10 protein-coding genes, 1 tRNA gene and 1 pseudogene are annotated in these 13,853 nt (G+C 62.7%); 4 read left to right on the top strand and 8 right to left on the bottom strand.

The genetic code is table 11. From position 1 onward, the window contains the following. Position 1: 1 nt before the first annotated feature. Both P0Y43_RS03550 and P0Y43_RS03555 read right to left on the bottom strand, forming a co-directional pair. Positions 2-1,684: a flavin monoamine oxidase family protein gene (locus P0Y43_RS03550; RefSeq protein ID WP_275635925.1), complete on the bottom strand. Its 1,683-nt coding sequence runs from the start codon at positions 1,682-1,684 to the stop codon at positions 2-4. Between the two features lie 215 nt (positions 1,685-1,899). Next, positions 1,900-2,361 carry an Lrp/AsnC family transcriptional regulator gene (locus tag P0Y43_RS03555; protein WP_275635926.1) on the bottom strand — a complete coding sequence of 154 codons (462 nt, stop codon included), beginning with the start codon at positions 2,359-2,361 and terminating at the stop codon, positions 1,900-1,902. Positions 2,362-2,575: 214 nt separating this feature from the next. Here P0Y43_RS03555 and P0Y43_RS03560 point away from each other — a divergent pair, with 214 nt between their 5' ends. Continuing rightward, positions 2,576-3,226 (top strand): hypothetical protein, encoded by a 651-nt coding sequence (locus P0Y43_RS03560; protein ID WP_275635927.1) that lies wholly within the window; start codon positions 2,576-2,578, stop codon positions 3,224-3,226. Between the two features lie 135 nt (positions 3,227-3,361). Further along, positions 3,362-4,045 (top strand): glycosyltransferase family 25 protein, encoded by a 684-nt coding sequence (locus P0Y43_RS03565; RefSeq protein WP_275635928.1) that lies wholly within the window; start codon positions 3,362-3,364, stop codon positions 4,043-4,045. Positions 4,046-4,061: 16 nt separating this feature from the next. On the opposite strand, the gene P0Y43_RS03570 is transcribed toward P0Y43_RS03565, so the two are convergent. Continuing rightward, on the bottom strand, positions 4,062-5,282 hold the full coding sequence (locus P0Y43_RS03570; RefSeq protein ID WP_275635929.1) for an MFS transporter: 1,221 nt from the start codon (positions 5,280-5,282) through the stop codon (positions 4,062-4,064). Positions 5,283-5,370: 88 nt separating this feature from the next. Between P0Y43_RS03570 and P0Y43_RS03575 the strand changes: the two genes are divergently transcribed. Both P0Y43_RS03575 and P0Y43_RS03580 read left to right on the top strand, forming a co-directional pair. Continuing rightward, positions 5,371-5,931 (top strand): TetR/AcrR family transcriptional regulator, encoded by a 561-nt coding sequence (locus tag P0Y43_RS03575; protein ID WP_275635930.1) that lies wholly within the window; start codon positions 5,371-5,373, stop codon positions 5,929-5,931. Between the two features lie 590 nt (positions 5,932-6,521). Next, the gene (locus P0Y43_RS03580; RefSeq protein WP_275635931.1) at positions 6,522-7,535 is read left to right on the top strand and encodes an acyltransferase family protein; all 1,014 of its coding nucleotides are present in this window, start codon (positions 6,522-6,524) and stop codon (positions 7,533-7,535) included. Between the two features lie 6 nt (positions 7,536-7,541). On the opposite strand, the pseudogene P0Y43_RS03585 reads toward P0Y43_RS03580, so the two are convergent. The 5 genes and pseudogenes from P0Y43_RS03585 to P0Y43_RS03605 form a co-directional block, all read right to left on the bottom strand. Then, a pseudogene (locus P0Y43_RS03585) lies at positions 7,542-8,261 on the bottom strand (hypothetical protein); the annotation flags it as partial. A 174-nt stretch (positions 8,262-8,435) separates the two neighbouring features. Then, complete coding sequence (locus P0Y43_RS03590; RefSeq protein WP_275635932.1) at positions 8,436-8,972, bottom strand: hypothetical protein; 537 nt, start codon at positions 8,970-8,972, stop codon at positions 8,436-8,438. A 278-nt stretch (positions 8,973-9,250) separates the two neighbouring features. Continuing rightward, the gene (locus P0Y43_RS03595) at positions 9,251-9,655 is read right to left on the bottom strand and encodes a toprim domain-containing protein (protein WP_275635933.1); all 405 of its coding nucleotides are present in this window, start codon (positions 9,653-9,655) and stop codon (positions 9,251-9,253) included. A 338-nt stretch (positions 9,656-9,993) separates the two neighbouring features. After that, positions 9,994-10,070 (bottom strand) — tRNA-Ile (locus P0Y43_RS03600). A 14-nt stretch (positions 10,071-10,084) separates the two neighbouring features. Next, complete coding sequence (locus P0Y43_RS03605; protein WP_275635934.1) at positions 10,085-13,828, bottom strand: EAL domain-containing protein; 3,744 nt, start codon at positions 13,826-13,828, stop codon at positions 10,085-10,087. Positions 13,829-13,853: the final 25 nt, after the last annotated feature.

Raw genomic sequence — 13,853 nt, forward strand, 5'->3', positions numbered from 1 at the left:
GTCAGTCGGCCAGGGCGATCGGCCCGATCTCGTGGAACACGTCGCCCGGGCCGGGGTTGTCCAGGTGGGTCTTGCCACCGAAGTGGTTCATGATACCCCACACTGCGTTGAGCGACGTCTGCACCGCGCCCTCCACCCACGCCGGGGTCCACGACACGTCGTCACCCGCGATGAAGATGCCGCGCTGCTCGACGGGCATGTCCTGCTGCATGAAGTGCGCGTACATGCGCTGGTTGTAGCGGTAGTGGCCCGGCAGCGCGCCCTTGAAGGCGCCGAGAAAATGCGGGTCGGCCTCCCAGGAGATGGTGATCGGGTCGCCGATGATGTGTCCGGCGATGTCGGTCTTGGGGTAGATCTTCTTCAGCGCGTCGAGCGCGAGTTGCACGCGCTTCTCCACCGGGTGCGGCAGCATCTTCAGGGCATCGCTCATCCAGGCGTAGGACAGGCAGATGACGCCGGGCTTGTCGTCACCGTTGTCGAACAGGTAGGTGCCACGGGTCAGGCGGTCGGTGAGGGTCATGCTCAGCAGGTCGCGGCCAGTCTGCGGGTCTTTGTCCTTCCAGAACGGCCGGTCGACCATCACGAAGGTCTTCGACGACTGCATGTAGCGGGTGCGGTCCAGGGCCATCCACATCTTCTGCGAGAACAGCGACTCCTCGCAGTCGATCTGGGTGGTCAGCAGCCAACTCTGGCAAGTGGTCAGCACGGCGGCGTAGTGGCGGGTGTCGCCCCAGTTGTCGGTGACCGCCAGGCGCCCATCGGCAGCGCGGGCGATGCGCTTGACCCCGCCGCGCGGCGCGCCGCCATGCAGTGAGCTGAGGCTGGTGCCGGCCGGCCAGTGGGCGCAGCGCTCGGGTGCGTGGCGCCAGATGCCCTGGGGCACCTGCTCGACGCCGCCGACCACCAGGTGCTGGTGATCGTCGCAGTTGGTCATCACTACGCGGAAGATCTCCAGCATCGAGTTAGGGAAGTCGGAGTCCCAGCCGCCGGTGCCGAAGCCAACCTGGCCGAACACTTCGCGGTGCTGGAAGCTCAGCTTGGCGAAGGCTTTCGAGGTGGCGACGAAGTCGTAGAAGGTGCGGTCGTCCCACAGCGGCACCAGGGTGTTCCACAGCGCCTTGAGGCGCGGCACGTCGCGCTCGCGGATCGCCTGCTGGATCTCGCCGAAGCGCGCGCCATCCTCCAGCGCATCGGCCCAGGCATCGGCGACTTCATGGAACAGCTGTGGCAGGTCGGCAGCCTTTTCCGCGTAGTAGGTCTGGCCTTCCAGGTCGATCACCGTGCTGCGCGAGGCGGGGGTCAGCGGGTTGGGGAAGGGCTTGGTTTCCAGGCCCAGCTTGTCGACGTAATGGTAGAAGGCCGTGGACGACACCGGGAAGCGCATGCCACCGAGTTCGGCAACGATGCCGTCGGTACCGTTGAAGGCCTGCGAGCGCAGGCGTCCGCCGAGTTTCGAGGCCTCGTAGACCACCGGCTTGAGGCCCAGCTTCATCAGCTCGTAGGCCGCCACGAGCCCGGCGATGCCAGCGCCGACGATCGCCACTTCCTCGCCGTGTCGGTCAGTGGGGATGCTGCCCAGGCCTGCGGGGTGCTCCAGCCAGTCGTCGAAGGCGAAGGGGAAGTCGGGGCCGAAGATGGTGATGGGCTTCTTGCCATCGAGCGGGTGGCGGTTGTTCTTGTTCATGAAGTGACCTTGCCAGAGCGGCTGCGCGAGGCGCGGAGCCTGAGTATAGGAGATGTCTGGCGGTCATTTTAGGGACTGGGGTGTTCGTAAATAAGATGCAGAGTGTTGTCGTTATGGATGATGTTTTTACATTATGACGATATGGGTATGCAAAATGGCTTGCTGATGGCCCTATCGCGCGGCGAGCCCGCGATAGGGCCGGAACTGTTGACGCATCACCTCGGCTCGCCCCGGTCCACCTTGCTACTGAGAATGATCGATGTGGTGGTCTTCTCCACCCCATCCAACCCGCCGATCTGGTCGAGCAATTGGTCGAGCTGCTCTGGCGAATCGCTGTGCAGCCACGCCACGTAGTCGAATTCTCCACTTACCGCGCAGAGCTGCTGCACCTGGCCCATGGCGCTCAGCCTGCGCACCACCTCCTTGCCGGAGCGCGGCTGCACGGTGATCCCCACGTAAGCCTGCAAACCGCCGCCGGCCAGGCGTTGGCCCAGGCGCACGCCGTAACCGGTGATCACCTTGTGTTTTTCCAGCCGTGCCAGGCGCGAGGTCACGGTGGTGCGCGCGATGCCCAGCTGGCGGGCAAGTGTGGCGACGCTTTCGCGGGCGTTGATCTGCAACAGGGCGATCAACTGGCGGTCGACTTCATCGAGGGCGAGGGTGCGGGCATCGGACATGATGTGTCTCTACAATAGGTTTGCTAGCCTAGCCATTGGCCGCCTTGGCCTGCAAGTTGAGCCGCTTGCACGATGATGGCGAAATGATTTAGCGGAATTCACTTCTTTTGCTCGCGGGTGGCGTATAAGATGGCGAGCTGGTTTTTGATAATGGTTCTCGTTAAAGGATTGACGCCAAAATTTCTGCTCTCCGTGAGCATTTCATAGGTGTCCCGTGGTCAGCCCGTTCAAGTTCGACGTCGATGCAGTGTTCTGTGTGTCCTTGCGAGAGCGCCAGGACAAGCGCGATCGCTTTGCCAGTGAAATCGCCAGCCGGATCAGCAACCCGGTGGCCTTCCATCTCATGGACAAGGACGCCAACCCGCTGCGGGCCACCTACGAATCGCATCGCGCACTGGCGCTGATGGCCCTGGAGCAAGGCTGGGCGCGCATCCTGGTGTTCGAGGACGATGCCAAGGCCTATGCCTTGCGCGCTTCGTCGATTCGCTGGATCAACCGCTTCGTCAACCGCCAGCCCTTCGAGGCGCTGCACCTGGGCTACGCCATGGGGCGCACCTGGCTGACCTGGTTTCCGTTCATCGCCCGCGGCAGGGTGACCGCCACCCACGCCTACATCCTGTCCCTGGAAGGTTGCCGGGTGTTCGCGGCGGCGCCCTATGACGGCGGTACCCTCGATGCGCTGTTCAAGAAGTGCATCGACCAGCACTGCGCGTACCCGATGCTTTTCCGTCGTGCCAGCCTCACTGCCGATGGCGATGGGGTGCTGGCCCGGCACGAGGATGCGCAATGGCAGCGCAATTGGGACCGGCATGTGCGCTCTCCGTTGAAGTACCTGTGGAAGACCCTGCTGCGTCCAGGCTTCTGAATCGGCTCGGCTGCCACGGCCTGCTCACATTTATTCACATAGAAATATGGCTCAATGCTATGACCCAAGCGACAATACCGGTCCTTTTAACCCGTGTGCCGTGGCACGCCCAGTGATCGAGAGCGAAGTAACGCAATGCCCAAAGCCAAGGATCTGAGCCGACTGGCCATTGACGGTGTGTTTTGTATCAGCCTCAAGGAACGAAGCGATCGTCGTGAACTGTTGCTCAAGGAGTTCGAAGGCAGTGGGTTGGACATCGAGTTCCTGCTGGTCGAGCGTGACAGCCAGGGCCCGGAATGTGGGTGCTTCACGTCCCACGTCGAATGCGCGCGCCTCGCGCTGGAGCGTGGCTACCGTCGTGTACTGATCCTTGAAGACGATGCCACCCTGGTGACCTTCAACCCAAGCCAGGTCCAGCAGATCAACACCTTCCTCGACCGGCGCGACCCCGAGCTGTTCTACCTTGGCGCCAACCTCGGCAAGGTCTGGCTGACCTGGAACCGGGGTATCGCCCGTGTGCGCACCAAGGGCGCCCATGCCTACATCCTGTCTGTGCGTGGTTGCCAGCGCATGCTCGAGCACGCGCCTTACCAGGGCATCGCCATCGACAAGGTGATGTCTCGGCAGTTCAAGGCCTACATGGCCTTCCCAATGATCAGCCAGCAGCAGCCCGAGGCCATGGCGTCGAGCGACATCCGCCATGCCCGGTCCACCGATGGCACCTTCCCTGATGAGGTCTTCTGGCGCAAGAACTGGCGCAAGCAGTACAGCCAAGTGCTGAAGAACCTGGGCAAGACCGTCACCTTCCGCGACCTTTGAAACGCCGGGCCGCCGCTTAGCTGGCTGAGGCCATGGCCATTCGGCGTGCCCGTCGGCTGAATACCAGGGCCAGCACTGCGCCCATCACCAGCAGGCAGGCATAGCCGTTGGTGGTGGTGAGCAGGCCAAAGCGTTGGCTTGCCGCCCCCGCGACGATCGCTGGCAGGCTGAACGCCAGGTAGCTCAACAGGTAGAAACCGGCCATCAAGCCACCCCGTTCATGAGCGTGTGCCAGTGGCATCACCGAGCGCAGGGCACCGAGGAAACCACCACCGAAGCCGAGACCGGCTGCCGCGGTGCCGATGAAGAACAGCCAGCTATTGCTGTTGTCGACGCCGGCCAAGGTCAGTAGCAAGCCAAGGATCAGGGCTATCCCGCCACGCCGCAGGATGACCGATGCCTCCTGCTGGCGCAGGGCAAAGATGCCCAGTGCGCCGAACCCGGTCAGCAGGAACACCAGCGCGCCGCCAACCAACGGCGCGTGCAGGCCGGTCACCTGGCGCACCAGGGTAGGCCCCAGCGACAGGTAGAACCCTCCCAGTGCCCAGAGGCTGGCGTTCAACGGTGCCATGCTCCAGAACGCGCGGCGGGCTTGCGGTGGAATGCGCACCCGCGGCCGCAGCGAGGCCAGGGCGCCGGGCTTGCTGCTGATGCTTTCCGGCAGGCGCAACAGCAGCGCGGCGAACAGTGCGAAGAGCCCGGCCAGCACCCAGAACACCCGGTGCAGCGGCGCGTCGGAAAACTGCACCAGGGCGGCGCTGCCCAGCGCGCCCAGGGCCAGGCCCAGCATCGGGGTGAGGCTGTTCAGCAACGGCCCGCGCTCGCGGTCGAAGTCCAGCAGCGCGGCGCCCAGCACGCTGGTGGCCAGCCCCGTGGCAAAGCCTTGCAGCAGGCGCGCGACGATCAGCATCTGCACCGATTCAGCCTCGAGGAACAGGCCCATGGCCACCAATTGCAACGCCAGTGCCGCGGCAATCACCGGGCGCCGCCCGATATGGTCCGACAGCGAACCGAATACCAGCAGGGTCAGCAGCAGGCCGCCGGCATAGATGCTGAAGACCACGGTCAGCAGCGCCGGGGAGAAGCCCCAGGTTTCGCGGTACAGCGCGTACAGCGGCGTCGGGGCGCTGGCGGCGGCGGAAAAGGCGATGAGGATCGCCCCGATCAGCCAGATCGACGCTTGTCGGGAAAGCCCGGGGCGCTGGTTGCTTATGGTTTTGGATAAGGTGTCTTTCATGACAATCTCGGAAAAGGCTAAGATTTAGCTTTTGCGAAACGATGAACCTGTTTTCAGTTAAAAGCAAATTCTTTGCGTTAGGGTGAGTATGGCGATCAATCAGGGCGTGCGGCCGGGCGGCCGCAGTGCGAGGGTCCAGGCCTCTGTGCACAAGGCGGTGAGCGAGTTGCTGGAAGAGCGTGAGCGTGGCGAGTTGACCGTGCCGTTGATTGCCGCGCGTGCGGGCGTCACGCCCTCGACCATCTACCGCCGCTGGGGCGACCTCAACGAACTGCTGGGCGACGTGGCCTTGCAACGCATCCGCCCGGACGGCGAGCCTGCCGACACGGGCAGCCTCAAGGGCGACCTGTTGGCCTGGGGTATCCAGTACATGGAAGAGACCGCCTCGGTGCCCGGTCGCGCAGTGGTGCTCGATTTGCTCGCGGCTGGGGGCGGCTGCTCGGGGCGCTGCCTGGAAATCGCCAGCGCCCAGTTCGGTATCTTGTTGGCGCGTGCGGTGGCAAGGGGCGAGCCGGTGCCGGAGAAGGACAGGATCGTCGATCGGTTGGTGGCGCCGCTGGTGTACCGGATCCTGTTTTCCAGCGAGGAGTTGGAGGCGGGGTACGTCGAGGCGTTGGTGGACGGGGTGCTTGAGGGCGTGCCTGGCTGACTACTGTTATTCAGCGCTTGCCTGCCTTCGGCCTGGCTCCGGTCGACCTGATAACGGGTGCTGCTGTGAGCCGAATAGGAACGCCTTTCGGTTCACAGTTTGTCGGGGCGTACCCATCAAGCTGAGTCTTGGGAGAGCGAGCATAAAAAACCGCGCAGACGCGCGGTTTTTGGTATGTCTGGTGGGCCCACACGGACTCGAACCGTGGACCAAAGGATTATGAGCCCAAAAAATTACCCGTGCTCATTGAGAAAAACCATAATGTGCCTGATTTTATTGAACATTCGATCTTATTGGGGAAGGGTTTTCGCTTCCGGTGTGGACACATTGGACTGTACCGAACTGCACAGGTCTTCAATCCTTTACACTCTCTGCAATGCCTTGCTGCGCTACAAGGTCCGTGTCGGGCCTGCTCCGGGGCTGCATTGCACCTGGGCGGGGCTTTGCACTATTTCGTGACGCAAAGCGCGTCGGCGGGAGGGGGATAAGTGATTTTCTCGCCTGATTTTTTTTGCTGAAGTAAGTTTTCTCGCGCCGAGCCATGCATGGATAATGCTGCCTCAAGGTATTCGAGCTGCAGGAACTGGGAAGTGCTGAACCGCCACAATTCATTCGATCTGATCAGGCATGCCGCCGCGCTGATGGTCCTCGTCAGCCACCACTTCGCATTATCCGGGCAAACTGAACCCACGCTGCAGGGCATCAACTCGCTGGGCGGGTTTGCGGTTCTGGCATTTTTCGCCATTTCTGGGTACCTCGTCACCCAAAGCTTTTTACGATCGTCGCTCCAGAGCTATGCGATCAAGCGTGCAGCTCGGATCTTCCCGGCCCTCATCGTTTGCGCATTTGTGATGGTGTACTGGGTAGGGGGCATGTATAGCGACGCGCTCCTGGCTACGGCTGGCAGCAAGGAAGCGCTGTTGAAGTTTTTACAAATCTCGGCATTCGGGCGTGCGGACATCAACACAGTGACCCAGGGGTTCGTCTTCCCTGAATCCCTCAACGGCAGCCTATGGACCCTCAAGTTCGAGTTTGGCTGTTACGTCCTGGTTGCACTGGCACTAAGCCTGGTGCGCCGTCCAGTCGTGCCGTTGCTCATCTTGCTGGGCTTTTGTGCGTTGAACGTTGCCAGCACATCGATCAGCCATCCCCTGTCGGGCAAGCTCTCCATTTACTCTTCGGTGTGCATTGGATTTTTCGTAGGGGCGGCACTGGCGTTTCACCAGGGCTTGCTGGGCAGCTTCAAATCGAGAGCGATTCTTGCCGGGGTGGGGTTGCTGCTGATGGGTGTTGCGGTTGTCGGCTTCATGCCGTTGCTGGCATCCAGTGTCGGCTTCAGCTTGGCCACTCTTGCCTTTGGCACCATGGTTACCGACCGAATCATTCGTGGCAGGTTCGACATTTCATATGGCCTCTACCTGTACGCCTTCCCGGTTCAGCAGTTGCTGATCAACTGCACCGAGCTGGGGTTCTATCCATCGATGGCTGCAGCCGCTTGCGTGACAACACTGCTGGCAACGTTGTCATGGCTCTGCATCGAGAAACCGGCCCTGGCCTACGCAAAAGGCCCCCGCCGACCGACCGTGACAGGGGCAGAGGCCTAGCCGCCGTCAGGCGGTGATGGGTTTCAATTTGCCGCTCAGCAGGGCGGCTTTCGCGGCGTCGGCGCTGAAGTCGCCGGCGTTGCTTGGCGCCGGGCTGGTGCCATGCACGTGACCCGCGACCTGCAGGTTCATCTGCTCCACCAGGTCCACCAGGTCCAACAGGGCACACAGCACCTGCAGCACGTTCACCCCTTCCGACCCCAACCAGGTCCTGGGTGCCTGCAGGCGCTGGCTTACCCCCACCACGCTCTCGCGTAGGCCCTCGATCCGCTCTTGGAAGTCGCCGCCGATCGTCGCGTTCAGCTTGTGCCCCACCACCAGGTTGTAGTCGCGCCCGGTGGCCTGGTTCAGGTCATTGACGGCCGCCACGCTCGCGGTGCCGCCTGACAAAAGCTTGAGTGCGCCCAGCGCCTCGATCTTCTTCACACCGCCCACCGTCTCGGTGGAGTGGTCGTCCACGTTCCTGGTGTGGCTCTGGTACTGCTCGCGGTTCCCCAGGGCCTCTACCTTGGGCTCGATAGCCTTGTCCTGGATCTTGCCGTCGGTCTGGCGCAGCCAGTTGCCGTCCGCGTCGACGCGCTGCTGGCAGGCCTCGCTGTGTTGCCAGACCTGGTCACCCTTTGGCACCCGGGGAAGTCTCAACCCGTGGGTCAGGATCTGCTGGATGAAGGGCTTGTGCGGCAAGCCATAGGCGAAGGACACCACCACGGTGGGCGTCGATGTAGGTCCGATCGGACTCGATCAGTACCAATGGCAGGTTGCTGACCTCGGCGAATGATCGAAGCAGGCCGACGGCACTTGCCTCCGATCCGCTTGGCCTGATGCCTTCGGTGTTTTCCCTACCGAGCAGGCGCCAGAGTAAGCGCAGCAACATGGATTTTCCCGAGCCAGGCTCACCGCTCAGCTCCGAATGAGGCCTGTTGGCTTGCGATCTGTTGCACAAATAGGGATGTGGTCCACCACGCCAGAGCGCCAAGGCCATTCCAGAGCGCCAAGGCCATTCATGTCGGTCCCGTCGACGAAGTCGCGGAACCAGGATGGATCGAACTCTTCGCCGCGCTCGAATTTGACGGTGGCCAGTGCAGTCTTGATGCCTCGGCCTTTCACCTCGATGAAACTGTTGCCGTTCGTGTCCTCGTCGTACCCCAGGAAGGGTAGGCTGCGTACACTGCGGACAGGGCGGTACTCATCATTCAGCCACTTGGCTTTGAGCCAGGCCAGTTCACGGGCGCCGCCTTCGAAGTTGCCGCCAGGTGTGAAGTCCAGCATGTCCTTCACGAAGCCTCGGGGATCTGCGATCGAACCGGAGGACAGGGCTGCCTGGCAGTTGCGGCTTTGGTCCGGGAAAGCAAAGCTGAAGTGGTAGCGCTGCTCACCGGTGATGACGTCCTTCTCGAGGTAGTCGAGATCCGGTACGCAGTTGGTTACCTGCTCCACCCGTGACGCGTCGTAGAAAATGTCGCGATTGCCTTCCAGTTTCTGGTCGTCCAGGGCCTAGGTCAGTTCGGCCTGGTTGACCCGGACGGAGAACAATTGGTTTTTGAATTCGACCAGGTAGAAGCCAGCTGGCCGGCGCAGGTAAACCAGATAAGCGAGTTTGCGCGCGCTCTCGGCGGTGAGCAGGCGGCCCCGGTAGCAGGCGTCATCATGAACACCTGGTCAAGATTTCCGTCTCGGTAGACGTCGTCCCAATCAAGCTCGCCGACGAGCGCAACCTAGGCAATTTCTTTCATCGACCGCAGTTGCTTGAGGTGCTTACGGATGTAGGTCCTACCCGCCTTGTCGTCGTCCAGGGCGATTACCCAAGTGATCATCTTGCCCTCGTTGGCCTCGATGATGTCCCAAGGGAAGTTCACGCAACTGATCGCGGCGATGGCTTTGAAGCTAGCTAGGTGAAGAGCGATGGCGTGGAAAATGCCTTCGACGATGTACACCCAATCATGCTTCTCGATCGTCTGCCCTGGCGGTATCCAGCCGGAATCGGTGTACTTCATGCCCGCCTTGATGCCCGCCTTCTGGTCCTCGTTACCGGCGATAGCTCGGGCATCGATGATGCGCTTCCAGTAGCCGTCGCAAAGCGGGAAGCGGACAGTGTCGGCCCAAACGCCTGATGGCTTCATCTGCCGCCTGCCCTGGGTATATCAGTTCTTGATCTTGCTTATGTCGAAGTCGCGGGCTCGGCTCAGGTAGGCGTCGGTGGTTGCGGTGGGATTCTCCGGTGTCGACGGAAAGCGCTCACCCCTCAAGGCGCCGGCTAGTCGAGTGGTGGGATTATCTATCTCCGGAAAGACGCAGTGCCCTTCAGCTAGATTCATATCAGTCACAGCGAAGTTCAGAAGGTTTTTGAGGTCCTTGGCGCGTTGTGATGGTGGAAGTCTTGTGGACGGTTGAAATCTGAAAGACGTGCTGATCCGTAACGATAAAAACACGAAAGCCGCGCAATGCGCGGCTTTCAGTTTGGTGGGCCCACACGGACTCGAACCGTGGACCAAAGGATTATGAGTCCTCTGCTCTAACCAACTGAGCTATAGGCCCCAGAGGTGCGCGGATTATAACGAGGGTTTGCTAACGGTGCCATCCGAAAGATCCGTTAGTGCTATGCGCAGGAAGGTGGCCGCGAACTCCTCGGCGGGCAGAGGCAGGCTGACGATGTAGCCCTGGATCTGCTCGCAGCCCTCGGCAGCCAGGAAACGTTGCTGCGCCTGGTTCTCCACGCCCTCGGCGATGATCGTCAGTTGCATGCTGCGGCCCAGGGCGATGATTGCGCGGGCGATGGCGGCGTCGTGGGGGTCGTCGGGCAGGCCGCGGATGAACGATTGGTCGATCTTCAGGATGTCCAGTGGCAGACGCTTGAGATAGCTCAGCGACGAATAGCCGGTGCCGAAATCATCGATCGCCAGTTGCACGCCCAGTTGCTTGAGCTGGTGGAGAATGGCGAGTGCCTCCTCGGCCTGGCTCATGATGAAGTTCTCGGTGATCTCCAATTGCAAGTCGCCGGCCTTGAGCTGGAAGGTCTTGAGCAGGTGCTCGATGCGCCGTGCCAGGTTGGGCTGGCGCAGCTGGGCGCCGGCCAGGTTGATCGACAGTGGGCCGAACGCCTGGTAGGTGCTCTTCCAGGCGTGCATCTGCCAGCACGCCTGCTCCAGCACCCAGTCGCCGATCTGCAAGATGGTGCCGTTCTCCTCGGCCAGGTGGATGAACTGCTCCGGCGGCACCTCGCCCAGGGTCGGGTGGCTCCAGCGGATCAGCGCCTCGGCGCCGACCAGGCTCTGGGTCTTGAGGCTGAACTTCGGCTGGTAGTACAGGCTCATCTCGTTGCGTTCGATAGCGCGGCGCAGCTCGTGCTCGAGGGCGATGCGCTCGCTGGCCTGCGCGGTGAGGTCGAGGGTGTAGGCCTCGACGCGGTTGCGGCCCTTGGCCTTGGAGCGGTACATGGCGGCGTCGGCGTTGCGGATCAGCGTGGCGACGTCGCTGCCATCCTGGGGGTAGAGGCTGATGCCGATGCTGGCGCTGGTGAAGAACTCGTGCTCGCCGGCCTGCACCGGCGCGTGGAAGCAGGCCAGCAGCTTGGCGGCGATGGCGCCGGCGTCGCCAGGGCGGTGCAAGCCGGGCAGGAGGATAATGAACTCGTCGCCGCCCAGGCGCGCCACGGTGTCGATGTCGCGCACCTGCTCCTTGAGGCGTTGCGCGATGCCCTTGAGCAACAGGTCGCCGACCGGGTGGCCGAGGCTGTCGTTGATGTGCTTGAAACGGTCCAGGTCGAGGAACAGCACGGCGCCCTGGCGGTTCGACAGTTGCGCACAGCTCAGCGCTGCCTGCAGGCGGTTCTCGAACAGCGCGCGGTTGGGCAGGCCGGTCAGCGGGTCGTGGTGGGCCTGGTAGTCGAGCTTGGCCTGGGCGTGCTTGAGGCTGGAGATGTCGGCGAATACCGCGACGAAATGGGTGATCTCGCGTTCGCTGTTGCGGACCGCGCTGATGGTCAGCCAGCCGGGGTAGAGCTCGCCGTTCTTGCGCTTGTTGAAGATCTCACCTTGCCAGTGGCCTTCGGCGGTGAGCTGGTGCCACATGGCGGCGTAGAAGGCGCTGTCGTGCTGGCCGGAGGCGAGCAGGCGCGGGGTCTGGCCGAGGGCTTCGCTTTCGCTGTAGCCGGTGATCTCGCTGAAGGCGCGGTTGACCGCGCTGATGCGCTGGTCGGTGTCGGTGATCAGCACCCCTTCGGCGGTATTTTCGAACACCGTGGCGGCCAGCTGCAGTTTCTCCTGCATCAGGTGGCGCTCGGTGATGTCGCGGGCTATGGTCAGCATGCAGTCGACGCCACCGATCGGCAGTGGCCGCGCCGACAGCTCGCAGAGGCGGATCTGCCCGTCGCTGCGGCGGATATGGCAACTGAAGTCGCGCACGTAGCCGTCGCGTCGGAGCTGGTCGATCAGCCGCCGACGTTCGTTGAGGTCGACCCAGATGCCCAGGTCCAGGGTGGTCTGGTCGAGGGCCGGGTTGACGTCGAAGCCGGTCAGCCGACAGAAACCTTCGTTGACCTCGAGCAGCAGGCCGTCGCTCTGGCGCGACAGCAGCAGGCCGTCAGGCGATGCGTGGAAGGCTTTGGCGAATTTTTCCTCGGAAATCTGCAACTGCTGTTGGGTTTCCTTGAGCTGGCTGATATCGCGCACTGCGACCACCAGGGCCGGCGTGCCGTCGAGGTCGAAGCTTTCCGCCGAGGTCAGGCCGGTGAACAACTGGCCGTTGCTGCGCCGAAAGCTCGTTTCCAGGTTGCGGATGCCACCCCGCTGCAGGCGTTCGAGCAGGGCTGGGCCGGTGCCTGCGACGCCCCACAGGCCCAGCTCGGTGGCGGTGCGGCCGATGACCTGGGCCGGGCTCAGGCCGATTTGCTCCTCGAAGGCTTCGTTCACCTCCAGCAGGCAACCGTCGCTGTGGCGGGCGATCAGCAGGATGTCCGGGCACTGTTGGAATACCGAGGCGAACTTCTGCTCCGACAGGCGCAGGGCATCCTCGGTGCGCTTGGTTTCGCTGATATCGATCATCAGGCCGCGCATCAGTGGCCTGTGGCCATGCTCGATCATGCTGACGATGTTGCGCACCCATAGCGTGTGGCCGTCGGCGCGGATTACCCGATAGTCGAGGCTGTGGTCGCGCCCGGCGGCGGTTTCGCTGTCGCAGTAGGCTTGTGCCCAGAGGGTGTCCTCGGGGTGCAGGATGCTGCGCCAGAAGCCGGGCTTGAGCCATTCGCTCAAGGGGTAGCCGAGCAGGTTTTCGGCGTGGGGCGAGACATAGCTGTAGGTGAAATCGTTGGCGTCGGCTTCCCAGGCGATTGCCGACAAGCTCTCGACCAGGCCGCGGTAGTGGTACTCGCTGCTGCGCAGCTCCTGCTCCAGGGCAATGCGCCGGGAGATCTCCGAACTCAGGCGGCGGTTGATGCGCAGCATCGCGGCGAGCACCGCCAGCGCCACGGCCAGGGTGGGCAGGCCGTAGAGCAGCATGTCGTGCCAGAAGTTTCGTTGATCGACGACGTTGCCCACCCAGCGCTGCTGGATCGCGTTGATTTCACTGCTGCTGAGGTCGGCCATGACCTTGTCGAGGATGCCGACGAGCACCTTCTGCTGGCGCGGCGCGGCCATTGCCAGTTGGTAGCGATAGGGCGTTTCGCCGCTGACGTAGAGGCCTTCGAGCTTCAGCTGGCGCAGGCTCCAAATGCTTGAGGCGAGGTCACCGACTACCGCATCGACCTCGTCGGTGGCCAGGGCTTGCAGGGCCGAACTGACGTTGGGTAGTGCCACCAGGTTGAGGTCCGGGTGGTGGGTGCGCAGCAATTCGTGGGGGGCGTAGTTCTCGACCACAGCGATCTTCAGGCCGTACAGGTCCTTGAGGGTGCGCGGTTGCGGGCCGCCTTCGTGGGCGAGGATGACGATCGGGAAGTCCAGGTATGGGCGGGTGAAGGCCAGGTAGGCTTGGCGTTCGGGCGTGGACATGATGCCCGGCAGCAGGTCGATGCGATTCTGCTTGGCCTGCTCCAGCACTTGGCTCCAACTGCTGGGCTCGATCGGTTGCAGCGCAACCCCCAGTCGTTCCTGGATCAGGGCAATGTAATCGGCGGCCAATCCCTGGTAGTGGCCTTCCTGGTCGCGGAACTCGAACGGCGGCCATGAAGCATCGACGCCCAGGCGCAGTTGTGGGTGCGCGCTGAGCCAGGCTTTCTCCTCGTCGGTCAGGGTCAGGGCGCCGGCCGTTGTGTTCCAGACCATCAGGAGCAGCAACAGGAGGGCCGGCATCAAGGACATGTCTACCTCTCGCATCAGGTGGCTG

Origin of the sequence: Pseudomonas entomophila (assembly GCF_029193575.1) — a bacterium.
Lineage (GTDB): Bacteria > Pseudomonadota > Gammaproteobacteria > Pseudomonadales > Pseudomonadaceae > Aquipseudomonas > Aquipseudomonas entomophila_G.

Coding starts and splice junctions, on each gene's coding strand:
- P0Y43_RS03550 (WP_275635925.1), bottom strand. CDS start 1,684: ATGAACAAGAACAACCGCCACCCGCTCGATGGCAAGAAGCCCATCACC.
- P0Y43_RS03555 (WP_275635926.1), bottom strand. CDS start 2,361: ATGTCCGATGCCCGCACCCTCGCCCTCGATGAAGTCGACCGCCAGTTG.
- P0Y43_RS03565 (WP_275635928.1), top strand. CDS start 3,362: ATGCCCAAAGCCAAGGATCTGAGCCGACTGGCCATTGACGGTGTGTTT.
- P0Y43_RS03570 (WP_275635929.1), bottom strand. CDS start 5,282: ATGAAAGACACCTTATCCAAAACCATAAGCAACCAGCGCCCCGGGCTT.
- P0Y43_RS03575 (WP_275635930.1), top strand. CDS start 5,371: ATGGCGATCAATCAGGGCGTGCGGCCGGGCGGCCGCAGTGCGAGGGTC.
- P0Y43_RS03595 (WP_275635933.1), bottom strand. CDS start 9,655: ATGAAGCCATCAGGCGTTTGGGCCGACACTGTCCGCTTCCCGCTTTGC.
- P0Y43_RS03605 (WP_275635934.1), bottom strand. CDS start 13,828: ATGTCCTTGATGCCGGCCCTCCTGTTGCTGCTCCTGATGGTCTGGAAC.